General features: G+C 40.7%; 15 protein-coding genes. 6 read left to right on the forward strand and 9 right to left on the reverse strand.

From position 1 onward, the window contains the following. Positions 1-62 precede the first annotated feature (62 nt). Positions 63-1196 carry a dTDP-4-amino-4,6-dideoxygalactose transaminase gene (rffA, locus tag AAG747_RS20325; RefSeq protein ID WP_346823059.1) on the reverse strand — a complete coding sequence of 378 codons (1134 nt, stop codon included), beginning with the start codon at positions 1194-1196 and terminating at the stop codon, positions 63-65. A 117-nt stretch (positions 1197-1313) separates the two neighbouring features. Further along, positions 1314-2102: a diaminopimelate epimerase gene (gene dapF / locus AAG747_RS20330; protein WP_346823060.1), complete on the reverse strand. Its 789-nt coding sequence runs from the start codon at positions 2100-2102 to the stop codon at positions 1314-1316. A 219-nt stretch (positions 2103-2321) separates the two neighbouring features. On the opposite strand from dapF, the gene AAG747_RS20335 reads away from it, so the two are divergent. Beyond that, positions 2322-2612 carry a hypothetical protein gene (locus tag AAG747_RS20335; protein WP_346823061.1) on the forward strand — a complete coding sequence of 97 codons (291 nt, stop codon included), beginning with the start codon at positions 2322-2324 and terminating at the stop codon, positions 2610-2612. A gap of 76 nt (positions 2613-2688) precedes the next feature. On the opposite strand, the gene AAG747_RS20340 is transcribed toward AAG747_RS20335, so the two are convergent. The 4 genes from AAG747_RS20340 to AAG747_RS20355 form a co-directional block, all read right to left on the reverse strand. Continuing rightward, positions 2689-3771 carry a mannose-1-phosphate guanylyltransferase gene (locus AAG747_RS20340; RefSeq protein ID WP_346823062.1) on the reverse strand — a complete coding sequence of 361 codons (1083 nt, stop codon included), beginning with the start codon at positions 3769-3771 and terminating at the stop codon, positions 2689-2691. Positions 3772-3883: 112 nt separating this feature from the next. Beyond that, the gene (locus AAG747_RS20345) at positions 3884-4210 is read right to left on the reverse strand and encodes a DciA family protein (protein ID WP_346823063.1); all 327 of its coding nucleotides are present in this window, start codon (positions 4208-4210) and stop codon (positions 3884-3886) included. 235 nt (positions 4211-4445) lie between these two features. Then, a complete protein-coding gene (gene recF, locus AAG747_RS20350; protein ID WP_346823064.1) occupies positions 4446-5540 on the reverse strand; it encodes a DNA replication/repair protein RecF in 1095 nt (364 codons plus the stop codon). A 277-nt stretch (positions 5541-5817) separates the two neighbouring features. Next, positions 5818-6642: a CRISPR-associated endoribonuclease Cas6 gene (locus AAG747_RS20355; protein WP_346823065.1), complete on the reverse strand. Its 825-nt coding sequence runs from the start codon at positions 6640-6642 to the stop codon at positions 5818-5820. Between the two features lie 601 nt (positions 6643-7243). Here AAG747_RS20355 and AAG747_RS20360 point away from each other — a divergent pair. The 3 genes from AAG747_RS20360 (at position 7244) to AAG747_RS20370 (ending at position 13415) form a co-directional block, all read left to right on the forward strand. After that, positions 7244-7639, forward strand: a complete 396-nt coding sequence (locus tag AAG747_RS20360) for a hypothetical protein (protein WP_346823066.1) — start codon at positions 7244-7246, stop codon at positions 7637-7639. A 251-nt stretch (positions 7640-7890) separates the two neighbouring features. After that, on the forward strand, positions 7891-12207 hold the full coding sequence (locus tag AAG747_RS20365; protein ID WP_346823067.1) for a CusA/CzcA family heavy metal efflux RND transporter: 4317 nt from the start codon (positions 7891-7893) through the stop codon (positions 12205-12207). A 53-nt stretch (positions 12208-12260) separates the two neighbouring features. Next, complete coding sequence (locus AAG747_RS20370; RefSeq protein WP_346823068.1) at positions 12261-13415, forward strand: efflux RND transporter periplasmic adaptor subunit; 1155 nt, start codon at positions 12261-12263, stop codon at positions 13413-13415. A gap of 53 nt (positions 13416-13468) precedes the next feature. Here AAG747_RS20370 and AAG747_RS20375 read toward each other — a convergent pair whose 3' ends face one another. Beyond that, complete coding sequence (locus AAG747_RS20375) at positions 13469-15346, reverse strand: M1 family metallopeptidase (protein WP_346823069.1); 1878 nt, start codon at positions 15344-15346, stop codon at positions 13469-13471. Between the two features lie 243 nt (positions 15347-15589). Between AAG747_RS20375 and uvrA the strand changes: the two genes are divergently transcribed. Next, positions 15590-18457: an excinuclease ABC subunit UvrA gene (gene uvrA / locus AAG747_RS20380; protein ID WP_346823070.1), complete on the forward strand. Its 2868-nt coding sequence runs from the start codon at positions 15590-15592 to the stop codon at positions 18455-18457. A gap of 310 nt (positions 18458-18767) precedes the next feature. Here uvrA and AAG747_RS20385 read toward each other — a convergent pair whose 3' ends face one another. Further along, positions 18768-19892 carry a Na/Pi symporter gene (locus AAG747_RS20385; protein ID WP_346823071.1) on the reverse strand — a complete coding sequence of 375 codons (1125 nt, stop codon included), beginning with the start codon at positions 19890-19892 and terminating at the stop codon, positions 18768-18770. Between the two features lie 341 nt (positions 19893-20233). On the opposite strand from AAG747_RS20385, the gene AAG747_RS20390 reads away from it, so the two are divergent. Continuing rightward, a complete protein-coding gene (locus tag AAG747_RS20390; RefSeq protein ID WP_346823072.1) occupies positions 20234-20929 on the forward strand; it encodes an SAM-dependent methyltransferase in 696 nt (231 codons plus the stop codon). Between the two features lie 83 nt (positions 20930-21012). Here AAG747_RS20390 and AAG747_RS20395 read toward each other — a convergent pair whose 3' ends face one another. Then, complete coding sequence (locus AAG747_RS20395; RefSeq protein WP_346823073.1) at positions 21013-21678, reverse strand: histidine phosphatase family protein; 666 nt, start codon at positions 21676-21678, stop codon at positions 21013-21015. Between the last annotated feature and the right edge of the window lie 73 nt (positions 21679-21751).

Raw genomic sequence — 21751 nt, forward strand, 5'->3', positions numbered from 1 at the left:
TTTTTTTACACCGTAGGGAATCCCCTTGTTAATTTGCCTATATACATGGATCAGTAGTTATTCTACCTTTCGTAAAATTCTATCACCAATTCACTTATGTATTCCACCTCGGCTTCAGTAAGCTCTGTATAGAATGGTAAGCGCAATAGCTGTTGACTGTATTTCTCAGCATTGGGTAAAGCCAAAGACGCATAATGTTGTGTATAATAGCGGGTTTGATGCAAAGCGATATAGTGAAAAGTGGATTCCACTCCACGTTCTTTTAAGAAAGCAATCAAATCCCTTCTTTCTGTGGCACTATTACAAACCAAATAAAACAGACTTGCATTGTGCTGAAAGTCGGCTGTTACCTTGGGTAGTTCAATCTTCCCGGCCTCAGCCAATGGTTTTAGTGCTTGATAATAGCGCTCCCATAGTATATGCCTTTGTTGTTGTATGGCTTCCAGTCCTTCTAACTGGGCCCATAAAAAGGCGGCTGTAATCTCAGATGGTAAATAGGAAGAGCCTATATCTACCCACTCGTAATGACTGACCTTTTTGGCAAGGAAGTCCGTTTTATTGGTTCCTTTTTCTCTTAGCACTTTGGCCCTTTCCACCCACTGAGGGTTGTTGACTACCAGAGCTCCTCCTTCACCGGAAATAATATTCTTTGTCTCATGGAAGGACAAGGTGGCCAGCTTTCCAAAACTGCCTACACTTTTTCCTTTGTAATAAGCCTGGATTGCATGAGCCGCATCTTCAATGAGCTCCAAAGAATATTGCTGGCTTATTTCCAATGCTTTATCCATATCACAAGCAAATCCGCCATAATGCACCAATACAATGGCCTTGGTACGTTTATTAATCAACATTTCGGCCTGCTCTAAGTCTATGTTGGGGTGATCCGGTTTGCTGTCACAAAACCGCACTTTTGCTCCTCTGAGCAAAAACGCATTTGCCGTAGAAACAAAGGTATATGCCGGCAAAATGACTTCGTCTCCCTCTTTGATATCGAGCAACAAGGCGCTCATTTCCAGCGCATCGGTACAGGAAGAAGTCAAAAATACTTCAGGAAACGCAAAGCGCTTTTTTAAGAATTCATGGCATTGGATGGTAAAACGACCACCTCCGGCCACTTTCTTACTCTCCAATACTTGTTGGATATAAGTTTGTTCTTTTCCGGTAATATATGCCTTGTGAAAAGGGATTTGCTTCATGGATTACCTGATTACAACACCACAAGATCGCCCTGCCTACCCATAAGACACTGATTGGAGATCATTGGTTGAGATAAAAAAATAGAATTTATTCCAAAGGAGAGGGAAACGAGTCGTCTACCCTTTGAATAATTGAGTGTCTATCGTGCCTTTAAATACTTGTTGGGCCGGTCCGGTCAAGTAAATATCCTGATATAGGTGGTTTGTTTGTTGAAAAGCGATTTGAAGGTTTCCTCCCAAAGCTTCTACATCGATCGGGCTTTGCATACCTTGTTGATTGGCAGCAATAGCTGAAGCTGTTACCCCTGTGCCGCAAGAAAGAGTTTCATCTTCTACCCCTCTTTCGTAAGTCCGTACTTTGATGGAATTGTTATCGGATTTTTGCACAAAATTAACATTTGTTCCTTCCGCAGCAAAGCGGTCGTTATAGCGGATTTTTTGTCCTTCTTTGACTACGTCTATATCCTCTATGTTTTTCACAAATTGAATATAATGTGGAGAGCCTGTATCCATAAAAAAGAAATCTTTGCCTGTCTCAATCTCTTCCACATTACCCATTTTTAGATGAACCAGTCCTTCTTTCACAAAAGCTTGATGGGGTCCGTCTACTGCAATAAAAGAGGTTTGTTTGTCAAATATGCCTAAAAACTTCGCAAATGCAACGATACAGCGTCCTCCATTTCCACACATCGAACCTTCATGGCCGTCAGCATTGAAATAAACCATTCTAAAATCGTAACCTTCGGCATTTCGAAGTAAGATCAAGCCATCGGCCCCAATACCAAACCTTCTATGACATAGCCAGTTTACTAATTGATAATTAGCAATATCAAATTGCTCTTCCCGGTCATCAATGATGACAAAGTCGTTACCGGTTCCCTGATATTTATAAAAGTTTACTAACATCTTTTTGCTAAGTAATAATCTACCTTATAGATCTTTGTACGTTCCGTTAGGAGTGTTTGAATCTAATATATGGGAGATAAGTTTTTTTGTCTTTCTCTCTGTACAAAGATGATAATTTTATGATTGTATACCTACGAAACAGACAATTTTGGTTTGTTTCTTGCGCGGGTTAAAGCTCTCATAAACTGACGGATATTCCATTTAAAACAGAACCCTGGCATGCGCTTTCGACAATTCATTATTGTATTACTATTTAGTTTAATCGTATCGTTTTTTCAAGCTTGCCGTCCCAGGTGTCCTATTACCAGCTGCCGGGTGAAGATGATCCATACACATCAGATGATAGGAGGAAAATTAGTGAGGGGTAGTAAGTGGCATCAAAAACAAAATGCTAAATATGGAGAAAAGCACCGGAAAGGGGCAAAAGCCAACATAAGTGGAACTGCGAATAAAAGAAAGCCGCCTAAAGTGAAGAAAAAACGGGGAAAGAAAGCTAAGTGTGTAGAATAAATAGCTTTGGGTATAAAAATACAAAAACCGACAAGCGACTTTTCCCAGGTCGCTTGTCGGTTTAAAAAACAGTTGTTTAACTAAATTCTTTGCCTTTTTTCTCTTTGGCTTCCGTCAGGTATTGTTTGATCCGTTGCTCTTCGTCTTTATTACATATCAGTAAGACATTGTCTTTTTCGGCTACGATGTAGTTAGACAAACCCTGTACTACTACCAACCGGTCACTGGGAGTTTTAATGATACAGTTGGTTGTGTCATAGGCCAATACATTGCCATGGAGTACATTTTGGTGTTCGTTTTTTTCTGAAAGCTCAAAGAGTGATTTCCATGTACCCAAGTCAGACCAACCAAGGTCACAAGGCAATACATATACTTCATCCTTTGCTTTTTCCATGATTCCGTAATCAATGGAAATGTTTTTACACATATAATAGGTTTCCTTGATGGTTTCTTTTTCTTGCTCTGTATAGTAATGATGAGAGATCTTTTCAAAGAGGTCACCGATGGAAGGAAGGTGCTTTTTAAACGCTTTTAGAATTGCCTGCACATGCCAAATGAAAATCCCGGCATTCCAAACAAAATCCCCACTTTCCATAAAAGCTTGGGCCAATTCCAGTTTTGGCTTTTCAGTAAAGGTTTTGACTTTAGACAGAGCTCCCATGGGTTGGTTGAAAAGCACCTGAATATAGCCGTAACCTGTATCCGGTCTGCTGGGTTGGATTCCGAGTGTCGCCAGGATATCTTGATTTTTGGCGGTTTCGTCTAATACGGTCGTGACTGCCCGGGTGAATTCTCCTTCTTTTAAAATGATATGGTCGGCAGGCGAGATGACAATATTGGCATTGGGGTTTTTAGCCGCAATCTTATAACAAGCATAGGCAATACAAGGGGCTGTATTACGCATTATGGGTTCTAGTAATATTTGTTCGTCAGGAATAAAGGGTAATTGCTCCTTTACCAAATCGTAATAAATATCATTGGTGACAATATATATGTTTTCTTGAGAACAAACCTCTTTAAAGCGGTCGGTGGTTTGTTGAATCAAGGTTTTTCCTGTTCCCAGGATGTCTTGAAACTGCTTGGGGTGGTTTTGCCGGCTAAATGGCCAAAAACGGCTCCCAATGCCTCCGGCCATAATCACCACATAATTATTTTTCATGTCAATTCAATATTTTTTTAATAGTTCTAGTGAGTTTTAAGTTTTATTACTGAAAATGAGATTGGCTTATTTTATTGAAAATTGAAATAAGGATACAACATTTCTATTAAAGTTAAAGAAAGATAATATCTTCCAATACCTTTTCTTTTACATGTTGATTAAGCAATTGTACGATTTTAGTCTTTGACATGTTCAGTTCGCTTTTCAAAGGGGCAGAGTTGATTTTTACAAACAGTGTTTTGTCTTTGATGAAAAGATTTGTAGTACGCTTAGCCACTGTATTTCCCATGACTTCCGCCCATGAATTGATAATCACGGCATTTTTATACCGCTTCTCCAAACGATACACCTTCAAAAGTTTTTGAATGGCTGATTTGATCGGCAATGATTCCAAATCCCTTTTTTGTAGTAAGGGATCGTTGTATGATTTATATTTCATAAAGCTCGTATTTTCAAAAATTTGTGTGTTAGTGGTGAGTAATGAGAAACAGGCTATATGGTGAAGTGGTTTACACTTATAGTTTTTGGCCGAAGATGGAATCAAAACCGGCTCATCAAGGCACTTTTTGAAAAGAATAGCTTTAGCTATTGTTGAAAAAAGTAACACAGAGGAGGCGTTTTTGAAACATTTTTCAGGAAAAAGAAAAAGGTTAATTCACTTCACTATATAAAAGTTAAGCACTTAGTTGCTCAATATCAAAAAAAATTGTTTCAGCATGTACTTGTTTCATTAATTGGCGACTGCGTTCTTCCCGGGCGTCTGTGATGAACACCTGTCCGAATATATGTTCTGTAATCATTTGCAAGAGTTTAGCTATTCGGAGGTCATCTAATTTATCAAATATATCATCCATCAACAAAATAGGTTTCCGTCCTGTAGCTTGATGCATTACTTCGAATTGCGCCAGTTTTAAGGCAATTACATACGACTTTTGTTGTCCCTGTGACCCAAATTTTTTTAAAGGGTATTCCTCAATGCTAAAGTCAAAGTCATCTTTATGTATTCCCGAAGTTGTACGTTGCAGATGCATATCTTTTTGCAGGTTATTTCGAAAATGTTCTTCGAAACCCGATACTTTTACCTGACTGCTATAGTTAAGGGCCACTTGTTCTTTGGCTGCACTAATGTATTGATAGTGTTTTTCGAAAAGAGGTTGGAAGGTTGTGATAAATGCTCTCCTTTGTTCGGCAATTTTTTGAGAAAGGTCGATCAGCATATGATCATATGGTTCCAGTAAGTCCTGTTCAAAGTATCGCTGTTCGGCAAATTGCTTGAGTAGGATATTACGTTGTTTTAGTGCCTGATTGTAGCAAATCAGTTGTTCTAAGTACGGTTTGTTGATTTGGGATATAATACTGTCAAAGTATTTTCTACGGGTTTCGCTACCTTCCCTGATCAAGTCGGTATCATTGGGTGCAATGAGCACACAAGGGAATTGTCCGATATGTTCGCTGACTCGTTCGTATTCTTTTTTATTTAAACGGATAGATTTTTTCTTTCCCGCTTTTAATCCGCAAGATACCTGATACTCTTTTTCATTTTTAAAAAAAGTACCGTGCAGGGCAAAAAGAGGGGCCTGGTGACGGATATTTTGAGCATCTATTGCATTAAAAGCACTTTTGGTAAGGCATAAGTAGTGAATCGCATCCAGTAAATTGGTTTTTCCTGATCCGTTTGCTCCTGTAAAGCAATTTATTTGAGCGGAGAAATGGAGTTCACTTTCCTCATAATTCTTGAAACTAATAATTCGTAAGTCCTTCAAATACATAATTGCTCCGTCTAAACATTCGAGATGTCAAAATTAAGCACCAAAACTCCATCCTACATAATTTTAGTGAATTACTTAAGAAGTAAAAACATCTTCCAGCCAAATATTTTTGACTCTTAGTCCAATGGATATTTGGTATCAATTGGAAAATTAAAAGGTGATACTAGGATGGCTTCAAAGATAGGCTAAAGAAAAGAGCTTTAAAGCAATGACATAAAAAACTCCTGATATCGTAAAGATTTCAGGAGTCATGTCCGTTATAGGTAACTAAAATATATTAGCTCTCTTTGATATAATTGTTAGAGTGAATAAATTTTGATTTACGAGTGTAAATCACTTGACGGTTACTGTTACTAGGATGCGAAAAATCGACCATTCCAAAACCATGGCTGGTTAATTCTCCAAAACCACATTTGAAAATAAACTCCTGAACTTCAGGTGCGGCATATAAAGAAAACGGAAAGGTATACCCTCGCACTTCCTTGATGCTTTTGTTATCTACCAAGGTGTAGATCCTGGCAAATTTCTTTTCAGCTTTATTGATCTTATTGAGATAAATTTTATCCGGTATCAGCTGAAAACGGAAGAAAGATGCGATATCTTCATTACTATACTTCCCTGTCTCTTCCATTCTTGTCATTGTAGATTCATACAACAAATCCGAGAAATCATCTGTGGTAGGGTGAATGAATTCCTTGTTGCGGTCATTGTTGTGTTGATTCAAAACCACCAAAGGCGAAATACATAAATATTTGTTAGAGGACTGTAAATCCGGCAAGATTTCCTCTTCTACCAGCTCTGGCACTAAGATCAAATTACCTAAGGCTACCCGGTCATGCAAAAATAACTTTTGAATGAATAGTTCGGCAAAGCTCTTTTTAAATGAAGAAAAGACGAGCGTTACCCGTTTTGAGTAGTAATGTAAGCCTTCATGCCCCACTTTGGTTTGTCCTTTTAAGCCAGAAAAGTTAAAGAGCTCCTTACCTAAAACCTTCTGATCGTTTCCCAAAATTTCATTAATCAATATTCTGATTAACTTTTGATGGTGAAAGGGCAGGACGGCTCCCTTGTTGATCAAACTAAAAATAATCCTGATTCTCAAGGTTAAAAAAGTTTGGTTATTACTAGGTGAAAGATTGTATTCTATGAATGTTTGTGATTAGCCTTTTACTCATTATGCCCTTAGGAATGAAAAAATGCTTAGTGTCTTTATAAAGGGCATTTTTAAGTTAAAAAATTGATTATTCCTAATAGTTAAAAAAGCTAAAGTTGATGCTGCTTTATAAAAACTTTGAAAAGTTATAATAATTAAAGAAATAATGAAAACTTATTGCCCATTATTTTTTTAAAAACTTATCATAAGTGTATTAAATGCCTGATTTATGTGCAAAACACCTCTTTTTTCACCTGAAAAGGCCTGGGTTTTCTGTGTTGAGACACCCATTAAATTTCGATTATTTGATACGATTTTGTATATGGGAGCTCTGTCGAATGCTTATTTCTAACTACCAACTAATAGGGTATGTTATTGAAGGTAGTCAGGGAATTTTCCTTATTTTAAACCTTGTAAGTTTTTCGGGACTTTTGTTTCGGAAATATTCGCAAAATGTATGATGCCGTATGGGCTTTTTCTCCCTGATAGCGCTTAAATTTATTCTCAAATTTTCTACCTTTGTGTACTGTTATATTATGATGTCCAACCTATGCAAAGAAAACGTGTTTCTTTCATTCTACTCTCCTTTGCATTAGCATTTTTGCTGGGACATGCCTTGGTGCCTCATTGTCATTCTACAAGGGAGGACATTGCTATCAGCACCCAAAAAGAATTGGATTTTACTCAACTGTTGAAATCTATTTTCTCTTTGAACCTCGGGCATGACCATTTGGATAACTATACTTCCAATACGCAAAAGGATGCAGTGGATATTGACAAATTATGCATCGGTCATAGTTTTGAACCAAGTACTCTGGCCGGGAGATTATTGACCTTGGATGCTGTTGCATTCATTTCGCCCTGCTATGTGCGAGTGAATCGCTTTCCCGTCTCTCAATACCTGAATGCCTCCCTCCTGTATAGAGGTCCCCCCTATTTAGTTTAGTTTTTCACAAAGGACTTTTTTAATCTAGGCAGATTTCGTGTGTGTAGTATACAGCACCTGACAGGCTTGTGTCATTGCATGAGGCTTTTATTTAAGTAACCCTTAAATCAAAAGAAGAATTCAAAGATAATGGTACCCTGTAGTGGTGGGTTGTACCTGAGAGTGAAGACTGTCGGTTTGAATCTGTTTTCAGAAAGTCCATTTGTATCCCTTTCCATTGATTTACAACTAAACTTTTAGTAATAGTATTCATGATTGACCGAATTATTCATTTTTCAGTCAATAACAAATTGCTGATTGGGCTTTTTGTTATAGGCTTATTGGGCTGGGGGCTGTATTCCCTGAAGCAGATCCCTATGGATGCTGTACCGGATATCACAAATAACCAGGTACAGGTCGTAACCGTTTCGCCTGCCTTGTCCCCTCAGGAAGTAGAAAAATTTATTACCTATCCGGTCGAAATTGCCATGGCAAATATTCCGGATGTTACCGAAATCCGTTCGATTTCCCGGTATGGCCTTTCTGTCGTGACCATTGTATTTGAAGAAAATGTAGAGGTATTGAAATCCCGGCAACTTATTGGTGAACAACTCCAACTTGTGAAAGGAGAGATTCCCGAAACATTGGGACAACCGGAATTAATGCCTATTACTACCGGACTGGGTGAAATTTATCAATATACCCTGGATGTACAACCGGGGTATGTCTCTCAATACTCAGCGACTGATTTGCGAACCCTGCAAGACTGGATTGTTAAAAGGCAACTTTCCGGAACTCCCGGAATTGTGGAAGTGAGTAGCTTTGGCGGGTTTTTGAAACAGTATGAAGTCTCGGTAAAGCCTGAGAAGCTCCGGGCTTTTGACATTACGTTGGATGAAGTGGTAGGGGCTTTGGCCCGGAATAATGAAAATACCGGTGGTAGTTATATTCAAAAGGGTCCCTATGCTTTTTATTTGAGAACGGAGGGCTTGTTACAATCGGCTAAAGAAATAGAAAAAGTAGTGGTGAAAACGGCTAAAAACCTCCCTATTTTAATAAAAGACGTAGCTGAAGTCAAAATAGGTGCTTCTCCCCGTTTTGGAGCCATGACCAAAGATGGAAAGGGGGAAGCTGTAGGAGGAATTACCTTGATGCTTAAAAATGCCAATGCCTCGGAAGTCACCGAAAGAGTGAAAACCCGAATTTCGGAAATTCAGAAGTCTTTGCCTGAAGGAATTGTGATTAATGCCTATCTGGACCGGGCCGATTTAATCGATAGAGTGATCAAGACGGTAAGAAATAACTTAGTAGAAGGGGGGCTGATCGTCATTTTTGTACTGGTGATCTTGTTAGGCAATCTGCGGGCGGGGTTGGTAGTGGCTTCGGTGATTCCTTTGTCCATGTTGTTTGCACTTGCCATGATGAATTTATTTGGAATTTCGGCCAATTTGATGAGCTTGGGAGCCATTGATTTTGGCTTGGTGGTAGACGGGGCCGTCATCATTGTGGAGAGTGTAATTCATGTATTGTATGAACGGCATAAAAATAAAACCCTCTCTTCCCGAGAAATGAATCAGACAGTGATCCAATCAGCTTCACAAATCATGAAATCGGCTGTATTCGGAATGGTCATTATTCTGATTGTATATATTCCCATCATGACCCTGGTAGGTGTGGAAGGAAAGATGTTCAAACCCATGGCCTATACCGTGAGCTTTGCCATTCTGGGCGCATTGATATTGTCATTGACGTATGTGCCGATGATGTCGTCTTTGATTTTGAGCAAAAAGGTTGAGACCAAGGTAACCATAGCCGACAGGATTATCGCCTTGGTTCAAAAATTATATTTACCGGCTATTCATTTTGCGCTCAAGTTCCGGAAGTTGACCGTGAGTGTGGCCTTAGTGATGCTGATCAGTAGTATTTGGTTGTTTAGCAATATCGGTTCTGTGTTTATTCCTACCTTGGAAGAGGGGGATCTGGCAATGCAAATGACTTTGCCTCCAGGCAGTTCACTCAATGAAAGTGTTAAAACGGCGAGTAAGGCTGAGAAGGTTTTGTTAGAGCATTTCCCGGAAGTAAAACATGTAGTGTCTAAAATCGGGACGGCTGAAGTGCCCACGGACCCTATGGGGATTGAAAACGGGGATATTATGATTACCCTAAAACCTAAAGAACAGTGGGAAAGTGCCGAGTCCAGAGAAGAGTTGGTAAGTAAAATGAAAAAGGAACTGGAAGTAATTACCGGGGCCGTATTTGAGTTTACCCAGCCCATTCAGTTGCGTTTCAATGAGTTGATTACCGGTGTGAAATCAGATGTTGCTATTAAGATTTATGGGGATGATTTAGACGTGTTGGCAGAAAAAGGAAGTGAGGCGGCAGCAATGATTGAAGGAATTCAAGGAGCTGCAGACACACGGGTTCAACAGTCGGATGGCTTGCCACAAATTTCCATTCGATACGACCGGGATAAAATGGCCTATTACGGTTTGGATGTTTCAAACCTGAACACGGTAGTGAATACGGCCATGTCAGGGCAGTCGGCTGGAAATATTTATGAGGGAGAACGCAAGTTTGACTTGGTGGTTCGACTCGAACAGCAAGCTAGGGAGCAACATCAGGTGTATCAGCAACTATTTGTAAGAACTTCGTTTGGTACACAAGTTCCGGTGAGTGAAGTGGCAAATATTGATCAGACGGAGGGGCCGCTCCAAATATCCAGGGACAATACCCAACGCTTTATTTCAGTCGGTGTGAATGTCCGGGAAAGGGATATTCAAAGTTTGGTCAATGAAATACAGCAAACCCTGGAAGCGAAACTGGAATTACCCTCTGGGTATTATATCGTTTACGGAGGAGCTTTTGAAAATTTACAAAGAGCTACCAATCGCTTGAAAATTGCGGTGCCGGCAGCATTGTTATTGATTTTTGTCCTCTTGTATTTTGCTTTTAGCTCAATCAAAGAGGCGTTGATGATTTTTTCAGCCATTCCTTTATCTGCTATCGGTGGAGTATGGGCTTTATGGTTGAGAGATATGCCCTTCAGTATTTCTGCCGGGGTAGGTTTTATCGCTTTGTTTGGTGTGGCCGTGCTGAATGGGATTGTATTGATCAGTTATTTTAACCATCTGAAAAAAGAAGGGGTTACCAATCTGAACGAACGAATCATTTCAGGAACTACCACGCGGTTGCGTCCGGTATTGATGACGGCAATGGTCGCTTCCTTAGGCTTTTTACCTATGGCGATTTCCACCTCTGCCGGTGGAGAGGTACAACAACCGTTGGCTACCGTTGTAATCGGCGGTTTAGTGACAGCTACAGTGCTTACACTCGTAGTTTTACCCGTCATTTACAGCTTTGTAGAAAGTGGCATTCGCGTCAAAATATCTCCGAAAATTCTATGGCTTCCTCTATTGGGTGTATGGTTTATTCCTGAAGTGAAAGCTCAATCCGATGAAGGGAGGAAGCTTACCTTGGAAGAGGCATTGGAAATGGCTATTTCTAATAATCCTACTGTTAAAAATGCACAGTTACAGGTAGATGCGGCTAAAGTAGAGCGGCAAACTTCATTGGATATAGGCAATACTGTTGTGGAATATCAACGTGGGCAAATCAATTCGGAAATCTCTTCTGATTACAATTTTACCATTGCACAAGAATTCGGCTCTCCGATAAATTATTTTGCCAAAAAGGGATACCTGCGTCAGCAAGAAACCCTAAGAAAAGCAGAAAAGAATTTGACGGAAAATGCTGTTCGGAGAGAAGTAACCAGTATCTATTATAAATGGAATGCTTTAGAGCAGAAATATGCTTTGCTAAACGACTACCTCCAACTGTATGAAGACTTTGTAGAAGTGAGTAAACTCCGCTTTGAAACAGGAGAAAGCAACTTGCTATCCAAAGTAGTAGCCGAAACGAAAAAGCAACAGTTGGAAGTCAACTTGCAAGAGTTGAAAGTAGAATTGAATACCATGCGGAAGCGACTGCAAAGTTTGTTGTTTGCCGAAGAGAAGGTTATTCCCGTAAGCCCTGGCAAAGCAAAATACAATCCAAACGATTTGGCAATAGAGGGGATTGAAAGTAGCTCACTGGCTCAATATTATGCTGCAAAAAGTTCGCTGGCGGCCAAACAATTAAATATGGAAAAAGCCAAATGGAGTCCTCGCTTTTCAGTTGGTTATTTCAATCAAAAGATGAATGGGGTAAAAGGGTTTACCGGGTGGCAAGCAGGCATTGCATTGCCTCTGTGGTTTTTACCTCAAAAAGCCAGGGTGCAATCGGGGAAGTTACAACGTGAAGTAGCAGAAAATGAATCGGTATATGCCCGTTTTCGATTGAAAAAAGATTGGCAAATACGTCAAACTCAAGTTCAAACCCTGGAAGAGAAGCTGAGTTATTATACGGAGTCGGCACTTCCGCAGGCAGCTTTGATCATTCAAAAATCCAAAGAGCTTTACGAAAATGGAGAGATCGCTTATTACGAATATGTGCAAAACCTCTCCGAAGCCATGCAATTACAAAGTTCTTATTGGGATACGTTGAATGCTTACAATCAATTGATGATAGAGTGGGCGTTTATGACAGAATAGCGATTGTGAGTGTATCGATTTAAAAATGTATAAAATTTTCAAATTAATAAATAATGAAAAATATTCTTTGGTTTATCAATATAATACTGGCATTGTATGCATGCTCGCCTTCCGGTTCAAAACCTGTAGAAATGCTCGAGGATGCAAAGAAGCCTGAAGTGACAGATGTACAGCAAGTACAATTGAATGCCGCGCAGATACAGATGGCTAATATTCAATTGGGGGAAATAGAGAAGAAAACGGTCGCGGCCGAAATTGTCTGTAGGGGAACATTGGGGGTGCCTCCGGGAAACCGCTATAAAATTACCCCTCCAATGCCCGGGTTTGTTAGCCGGATTAATTTACTTCCGGGGCAAGCGGTTCGCCGAGGTCAAGTACTATTGACTTTGGAACATCCTGAATACATTGATTTACAAAGTGAATATTTGAAAGTAAAAAGTCAATTATCGTATCAGGAAAAAGAATTGGCCCGGCAGAAGACCCTGGCAGAAAAAAATGCAACCGCTCAAAAGAATTTTCAGAAGGCAGAGGCTGATTTTTTACGCTTGAAAGCGGAGTTAGGGGGATTGTCGGTAAAATTAAAACTGTTGAATATACAACCGGATCAGCTCTCTGAAGAGAAGATTTCTAAGTCTATCCGTATTTATGCGCCCAGTAGCGGCTACATTACCCGGATTCACGTGAGTAATGGGGACATGGTAGGTCTGGAAAATTCGATTATGGAAATTGTGGATAAAAGTCATTTACATGCGGAATTACAAGTGTTTGAACGGGACCTTGTACATTTGAAGGAAGGTCAGGAAATTCAAGTACAGGTTGCTAATGCATCTTTACCGCCTTTGAAAGCTTTTGTAAAGCTGGTCGGGCAAGAGATAGATGGGGAGAGTAAAACAGTGGATGTACATGCGCATTTGGAGGAAGTACCTGAGATCTTAAAACCTGGTATGTGGGTAAATGCTACTATTTTGTCGAAAGCAAAAAATGTATGGACCCTGCCCGAAATGGCTTTAGTCAGAAATCAAAAAGAGTATTTTGTTTACCAGGAAAATCAAAGCGGTAGCTTTGAAAAAGTACCGGTAGTGATAGGACAGCGACAAGGAGATATAGTAGAAGTGAAAGAGGGTATTCAGCAGCTGGAAGGAAAAAAAGTAGTGATAGAAGGGGCTAATTATTTGGAGGCTTCTTTGCAAGAAATGGATGCTGAATAAGTAAACAATAGACCTTCCAGGTTTCAAAATCTGGAAGGTCTTCCTTTTTAGCGTTATTGTTGGTTATAACCTACAATAGGGTCGATGCTGGATACCGCTACAAAGTGATACCCGGATCTTGCTTGTGCATAAACCTGTTGGGCCATTGGCAATAACTTTTCGTTTTTAGCCATGGCTTCGTAAATAGGTTTGATAAATTTTCTTCTCCCTACCGTTTTCAGAAAGCTTTTTAATCTTGGGTAGGCCGGGCTGTATTCGTATTTGACTACCAACATTAACCATTCAAAAAGCACCTCATTGTTTCCTGTTTTGGTAAACTGAAAACTTTTGTCCAATGCGGCCATTTGTTCGCTGTTCAATTCCCCGGGCATTTTTCTTAAGAAATGTACCCACTGTTGGTACACCCAACCTTTGGTTTGTAACTCGCCGGCAGTAGTCCCCTCATTGAATTTAGCTACTTCTTTTTCCACTTGTTCAAATTTGTCTGAGTGGATTTTCGGACAGTTTTCAGGTAAACCCGAATTGTAAACCCACTGCTCGATCCGCAAGCTTTCTACGGTAGAGTCTGGTAGGTTTTGTAATAAGTTTTTGTCTAAATATTTTAAAAAGGCCTCCGTGGTGATGGTTTGGAAAGCATGCGATTCGAAATACTGATTTAAGAAAGCATCCCATTTCTCACGTCCGGCAGTAAATTCCAATAATTTCAAGAAATAAAACCCTTTGTCATAGGCGATGGCGGTCATGCCTTCGTCCGGATCACGGCCCGAAAGGCTCAATTTTAATTTGGTATCGTCCGAATAATTCATTTCTTCCATTTCGTGTACCAAATCCTGATAGCTGATCAAGGCCAACATATCGGCAATGTCCTTTCCATAAATGGCTTCCATGATGCGGTTTTCAAAATATACGGTAAAACCTTCATTCATCCAGAAATCGTCCCAAGTGGCATTGGTTACCAGATTTCCGGACCAGGAGTGCGCCAGTTCATGTGCAATGAGTGAGGTAAGAGAACGGTCGCCAGCCAGAATGGTAGGGGTGGCAAACGTCAAGCGAGGATTTTCCATTCCGCCAAAGGGAAAACTGGGAGGAAGTACGATCACATCGTATTGTTCCCATTGGTAAGGGCCATATAGTTTTTCGGCTGCTATTAACATATCTTCCATTTCGGCAAATTCATATACGGCTTTTTCCAAATCTGCGGGTTCTGCGTATACTCCGGTGCGTTTGCCGATGGCTTTGAAAGTAAGGTCTCCTACCGATAGTGCTAATAAATATGCAGGGATAGGTTGGCCCATGTTAAACTCGTATACCCCTTCTTCCGAAATTTCTTTAGGGTTTTTTGCACTCATTAAGGCCATCAAGCCTTTAGGTACTTTTACCTTGGCATCATATGTAAAACGTATTCCGGGGCTGTCTTGGCAAGGTACCCAAGTACGCGCCAATATGGCTTGCGATTGCGTAAAGAGGAAAGGTTCTTTTTTGCCGGTAGTCTGGGAAGGCGACAACCATTGTAGTGCACTGGCTTCAGGGGAAGTGTGATAATGCACTACCAAACTTTGTGTGAAAGTATCTATTGATATTTCCAGCGCACTGCCCAAATAGGGAATTTCTTCATGCAAGGTGTAGTTGAGTTCCCGGTCGCCAACCATTACTTTTTCGATGGTGAGTCCGCGGGTGTCTAAGAACAAGCGTTCACTTCCATGGTTTTCAAAGTCGATTTTGGCAGTCCCGGACAAGGTTTTTTGCTTGAAATCGACTTCTATATCCAAGGATAAGTGTTTCATCACAGCCTCTTGAGGATTGGCAAAAGTGTGCTTGTCTTCCACAGTCACTGCAGGTTCGTGTTTTTCTTCCATCGTTTTTTTCTTAGGTTGTTCACAAGAAAATAACATGAGCCCAAGGGCACATGCCAGCAAACTGAGCTTCTTCATAGTCAAGTTTATTGGAAATCTGATATTGATAAAATGAGACATAAATTTTCAGAAAATCATTGTTTGTATTACTGAATAGGGCTTCCTTCCAACCTTTGAAGAAGGTAGATTTTTCCTTTCAATTCCCTGCTTCTACTTCAAAGATAAAGCAAATCCAAATTCTGAGAGCAATTTCGCTAAATCTTGGCTAACTTTACAGATTCACAATTGGTTATCTTGAGGTTCATCAAAAAAGCTAACAAAGTGCACAAACAACAAGGGCTTACGATTGAGAAAGAAACTCAACAAGAAGAGGAATTTATCGAAATCTACGGTGCCAGAGAGCACAATCTGAAAAATATTGATATTTCTTTTCCGCGCCATAAACTGATTGTCATCACAGGCATCAGTGGCAGTGGAAAGTCATCTTTGGCTTTTGATACTATTTATGCCGAAGGGCAGCGAAGGTATATGGAGAGCTTTTCTGCCTATGCCCGCTCGTTTATCGGCAATATGGAGCGGCCGGATGTGGACAAGATCAATGGCTTGAGTCCTGTCATCTCAATTGAACAAAAAACCACCTCCCGCAATCCGCGCTCTACGGTAGGGACGGTGACAGAAATTTATGATTTTATGCGTTTGCTGTATGCCCGGGCAGGGGAAGCCTTTTCCTATGTAACCGGGGAAAAAATGATTAAGCAAACCGAAGATCAGATTATTCAATTGCTTTTAAAGCAATACGAAGGGCAGAAGATGGTGGTGTTGGCTCCTGTGGTAAAAGGCCGTAAAGGACACTACCGCGAATTGTTTGTGCAATTGAGGAAGCAGGGATTTAATAAAGTGCGGGTGGATGGAGAGATTTCCGAGTTACTGCCCAAAATGCAAGTGGACCGCTATAAAACTCACGACATTGAAGTAGTGGTAGACCGGGTAGTGGTAAAAGGGGATGATAAGTACCGCTTGACACAATCGGTAAATACCGCAATGAAAATAGGCAAAGGAGTGATGATGGTCTATTTGCCGGAAGAGTCGGAGAATGCCGTGAAGCACTTTTCGAAATTTCTGATGTGTCCTACTTCGGGGGTTTCCTATGATGAGCCTGCCCCTAATTTATTTTCTTTTAACTCTCCATACGGGGCTTGTCCGCAATGTAACGGATTGGGTGTCATAGAGGAAATTACCCGGGAATCAATCATTCCTGACGATACATTAAGCATCAGCCGTGGAGGGATAGCTCCTTTGGGAGAATACAGGGACATCTGGATCTTCAAAAAAATTGAGGCTATCTTCAAAAAAAATAAACTGAGCATTAGTACTCCGATCAAGGATTTGCCCGAAGAAATGATGGAAATGTTGCTTTTCGGATCGGAAGAAGATGTGGCCGTGAAGTCCGTGAAGCACCCCGGAACCATGTGGCATACGAAGTTTGAAGGAATTATTAGTTTCTTGAGAAAACATAAGGATTCCGGGTCGGATAAAATACAGAAATGGGTAGAAGATTTTACGGTTACCTGTACTTGTCCAGCCTGTGAGGGAACCCGCCTGAAAAAAGAATCGGTACATTTCAAAATCGGCAATAAAAATATCGCGGAGCTGGCTGAGATGGATATCCGGAAGTTGGGCGAATGGTTTGAAAACCTGGAAGACCGGATGTCGGAGCGGCAAAAGCGTATTGGCTTGGAAGTGCTCAAAGAAATTCGCAAGCGCATCAGCTTTTTATTGGATGTGGGCCTGGTTTACCTGACATTGAACCGGCCGTTGCGTACTCTGTCAGGGGGGGAAGCCCAGCGGATTCGCTTGGCCACCCAAATCGGTACGCAACTGGTAGGGGTTCTTTACATCTTGGATGAACCCAGTATTGGCTTGCATCAACGGGACAACGTGCGCTTGATCAAAGCTTTACAAGATTTGAGGGATTTGGGGAATTCGGTAATTGTGGTGGAGCATGATAAAGACATGATGTTAGCCTCGGATTACATTCTGGATATAGGGCCGGGAGCCGGAATTCACGGAGGACGGATTGTTGCCAACGGTACACCGGAAGCATTTATCGGGCAGCATAGCATGACGGCTCAATTTCTGAATGGGGAGCGAAGTATCGAAGTGCCTGAAAAACGAAGAGAAGGCAGTGGAAAGTCTATTGAGATCAAAGGGGCGAACGGGAATAATCTGAAAAACGTAAAAGCGACCTTTCCTTTAGGGAAAATGATCTGTGTTACAGGCGTTTCCGGAAGTGGGAAATCCACTTTGATTCACGAAACGTTATTCCCTATTCTGAATCAACATTTTTATCGTTCCAGAAGAGAGCCTCTTGCTTATGAAAAAGTATCGGGACTGAAACATATCGACAAAGTAATTGAGGTAGACCAATCACCTATCGGAAGAACTCCGCGCTCGAATCCGGCTACGTATACGGGCATGTTTACGGATATCCGCTCAATTTTTGCCTCTCTCCCCGAATCCAAAATACGGGGATATAAGCCAGGGCGCTTTTCCTTTAATGTAAAAGGAGGGCGTTGCGAAACGTGTCAGGGGGCCGGAAAGCAATTGGTAGAGATGGATTTCCTGCCGGATGTGTATGTGGATTGCGAAACTTGCAAAGGCAAACGGTATAACCGGGAAACCTTGGAGGTTCGCTTTAAAGGCAAATCGATTTCGGATGTGTTGGACATGACTGTGGAGCAAGCTGTTGAGTTTTTTGAAAATCAACCGAAAATCTTGCGGAAAGTAAAAGCTCTTTTTGATGTGGGATTGGGGTACATTACCTTGGGGCAACATGCCACCACTCTTTCCGGGGGAGAGGCCCAACGGGTGAAGTTAGCAACCGAACTGTCCAAAAAAGATACGGGGCAAACCTTCTATATCTTGGATGAGCCTACTACCGGTTTGCATTTTCAGGATATTCAACATTTGATGGATGTTTTAAACAAATTAGTCAGCAAAGGCAATACGGTATTGGTGATTGAGCACAACCTGGATGTAATCAAAGTGGCCGATCATATCATCGATTTAGGTCCGGAAGGAGGTAGTGAAGGGGGAACAATCTTATGTACCGGTACCCCTGAAGAAATAGCCAAACACCCGGAGAGCTATACCGGTAAGTTTTTACAAATAGAATTAAACAACAAATAGCTTTACTTTCGGTAAACTGGCATTCTAGTCTGTAAGTATACGAAAAGCCCAAAACGGATAATTTCTGTTTTGGGCTTTTGCTTTCCGGGTAATACTCTTTGGGTATTTATACATATCCCGGCAGGCTTTGGCTAGTCAGCTCATGCTTTGAAGTAGAGTATGGAGAACAAGTGAAAGTTGAAGAACAGTCGCGAAGTACATGCTCAAAATCTATCCGGCACTTTTCTTTTCTTTGAAAAATTGTAGCGATTTACGCACTGTTCAGTTCAATCACGTTATCGCCTGAATGGGGCATAGACCACAATGGGAGTTAGTTTGTCACCGAAATCAAAATAAAGGGGATGATAAAGAAGATAAGAATTAGATACAAAAAGCCATAAAGGCGGTTTTGTACTGTGAGGTTTCCCAGTTTTTTTGCCAAAAAGATCGGAATACGCCTGATTTGGGGAAGAGGGTAGAGAAGGATCACCCCAATTACATTAAACAGTAAATGGGCAATGGCCAGGCTGATGGCTGCATTGGAAGTAGATACCGCTGCGATTAAGGCCGTAACCGTGGTTCCGATATTGGCCCCCATTAGATAAGGGAAGGCTTTGGACAAGCTGATTTTGTTGGTCGCTACCAAAGGAACAATCATGGAACTGGTCAAGGAGCTGGATTGAACCAAGGAAGTTAGTACAAATCCGGTTGCCAGCGATTTGTTATTGGAACTAAAAAATAAGAACTCGGTAGTTTCCTGGGTGTCTTTAATCAATACCCTCTTAATCAAAGAGGCAAAAGCTTTAATAGAAACAAACAAACCGATGAGTGCAATGAAAAAGATAAAAATCGAATGATTGCCAAATAACTCGGCAATGGTGCCTTCCACCGATTTTACCATTTGAATTACCCAAAAAGGCTTTTTAGGGGTAGTGGCCGCTTCAGAAGGGATCAGGTTGGTAATACTCAAGGAAAGGGAAGAGAGCCAACCCGTAAAATATTCTAAGGGAAAAAGAATCATCACGGTGATGATATTGAAAAAATCATGAAGAGTAGCTGCCGATATGGCTTTCCGGAACTCTTTCTTTTGGGTAATATGGCCTAAAGAAACAAAGGTACTGGTAACCGTGGTGCCGATATTGGCCCCCATGACAATGGGAATGGCTTGATGAATGCTTAACATTCCGGATGCTACAATGGTAACTACCAAAGAAGTAACCGTAGAACTGCTCTGCATGATGGCGGTTGCCAAAAGGCCTATAAAAATAGCCACAAAGGGGTTTTCAGAAGCTTTGGTGAGCTCCTGGACGATCTTGTTTTCAAACTGAAAAGAAATTCCTAATAATTCTAATGAAGTTAAAAACAGGAAGCCAATCAGTAATACCAGTACAACTCTTAGCAAGAAAGTACTTATAGAAAACTTCGATTTTAATTCTTTTATGATCTCCCCTATCATTGCAATCTTTTAAACAATAAAAATCCACTTCTTTGTCAAAGGTACTTGACAACTTGTTTCAATAAAACGGTGAATGTAGTAACTTTTTACAGTTTCTCTTCTCTTATAATTTCATTTGCAGTAGGGATTTTTAGTTAAAAAAACTCAATATAACTTTAAAAATACCCCAATGCCTGATTATTAATGATTTTAAGAGTGGATTTAATCAGTCGTGTGTAAGTTTGCAAAGTTAAACTGATCTTCCATTGATTTGCAGTTCTTTAGGGTTAACAAATAGTTAATTCTTATGGGAAAGCCATCGGGTTGAGTACCGATTTACGATTAATAATTATACTTTTCTTATGAAAATTTATCTGATTCCCAGTTTGCTGTCGGAAGAAACCGTACACTTACTGAGTCCTTATACCAAAGAGATCGTCAGTCAAACCACGCATTATTTAGTGGAAAACATACGTACAGCAAGGAGGTTCATCAGTGCCATGGATGCAGGGGTGAATATCCGGGAATTGAAATTTTTTGTTTTAGATAAAAAAACAAAATACGGAAGTGTGGAACGGTATCTGAGAAACTTGCCTTCCAATACTTCGGTGGGGGTGATATCGGAAGCCGGATGTCCGGGGGTAGCAGATCCGGGGGCGTTGGCCGTACAAGTAGCCCATCAGTACGGATGGGAAGTAGTGCCCGTACCAGGTCCTTCTTCCATACTTTTGGCCTTGATGGGCTCCGGCATGAACGGGCAGTGTTTCACCTTTCAAGGCTATTTGCCTGTGGACAAAAATAAACGGAAATCCGTATTGCAGCGCCTGGAAAATGAGTCTGCTAAGAAAAGTGTGACCCAAATTTTTATGGAAACACCATACCGGAATAATCACCTTTTTGAAGATGTTTTAGAGAGTTGTAGTACCGGAACACGTCTGTGCGTAGCCGCCAATCTTACGGCCCCTGACCAGTTTATTCGCACGTTAACCGTGGGCGAGTGGAAAAAGAAAAAGCCGGATTTACACAAAAAACCTACTATATTTTTGTTGATGGCGTAGAGAGTTTCCATATACAAGATTAAAGTCCAATAACTTTTCAAATCGTTATTGGACTTTAATCTTGTATATATTTTTCAAAAGAACTAGTTACCACTGATAAAGGAGTCGGATACGGTATCAGCCAAGTTGTTTAAATGTTGTAGATGGGTTACATCGTTACGCTTTTCTATAGAATAGTTGCCCTTTTCGTAATGGAGTAAATATAGACAAAGGTTTTGATGTTCGAATTGGTCCATCTGACTGAGATCGTGGCCTATTAGCCAACTTAATAAGATCCGGATGGCCCGCCCATGCATACAGATCAGGACATTTTGTTCATAGGGATTTGACATGATGTATTTCCAGGCAATCTGTTGCCGGGTTTGGACTTCCAAGGGGCTTTCTCCTTTCTCTACTTTCAGGTGTAGTTGCCCTTTTTTCCATCCCTCAATCATTGTATAGTACTGCCGGTCGTCCTCTTCGGTGATGATACGGCCCTCTTTCACCCCCCAACTAATTTCATTCAACCCTTCCAGTTGTTGCCAGGAAATGCCATCTTCAATGAAACTCCATACTGATTGGTGAGTCCGTTTGAGTTTGGAAGTATAGATCTTATCAAAAGGAAAATCTTTGAAATGTTGATGGAATGCACGGGCTTGCTTTCGGCCTAAATCATTTAAGCCGGCATCAATACCACAGCCTTGTACTAAACCAAGTTTGTTGTACTCTGTCTCCCCGTGTCGAACGATATAGATTTTCTTCGATGTCAAATTTTTCTAGTTTTGTGAAAAGTAATAGAGTTTTTTCAAATTATGATTATTACATTGGTTAGTTGATTGATAA

The sequence above is a fragment of the Rapidithrix thailandica genome (assembly GCF_039710355.1).
GTDB classification, from domain to species: Bacteria; Bacteroidota; Bacteroidia; order Cytophagales; family Flammeovirgaceae; genus Rapidithrix; species Rapidithrix thailandica.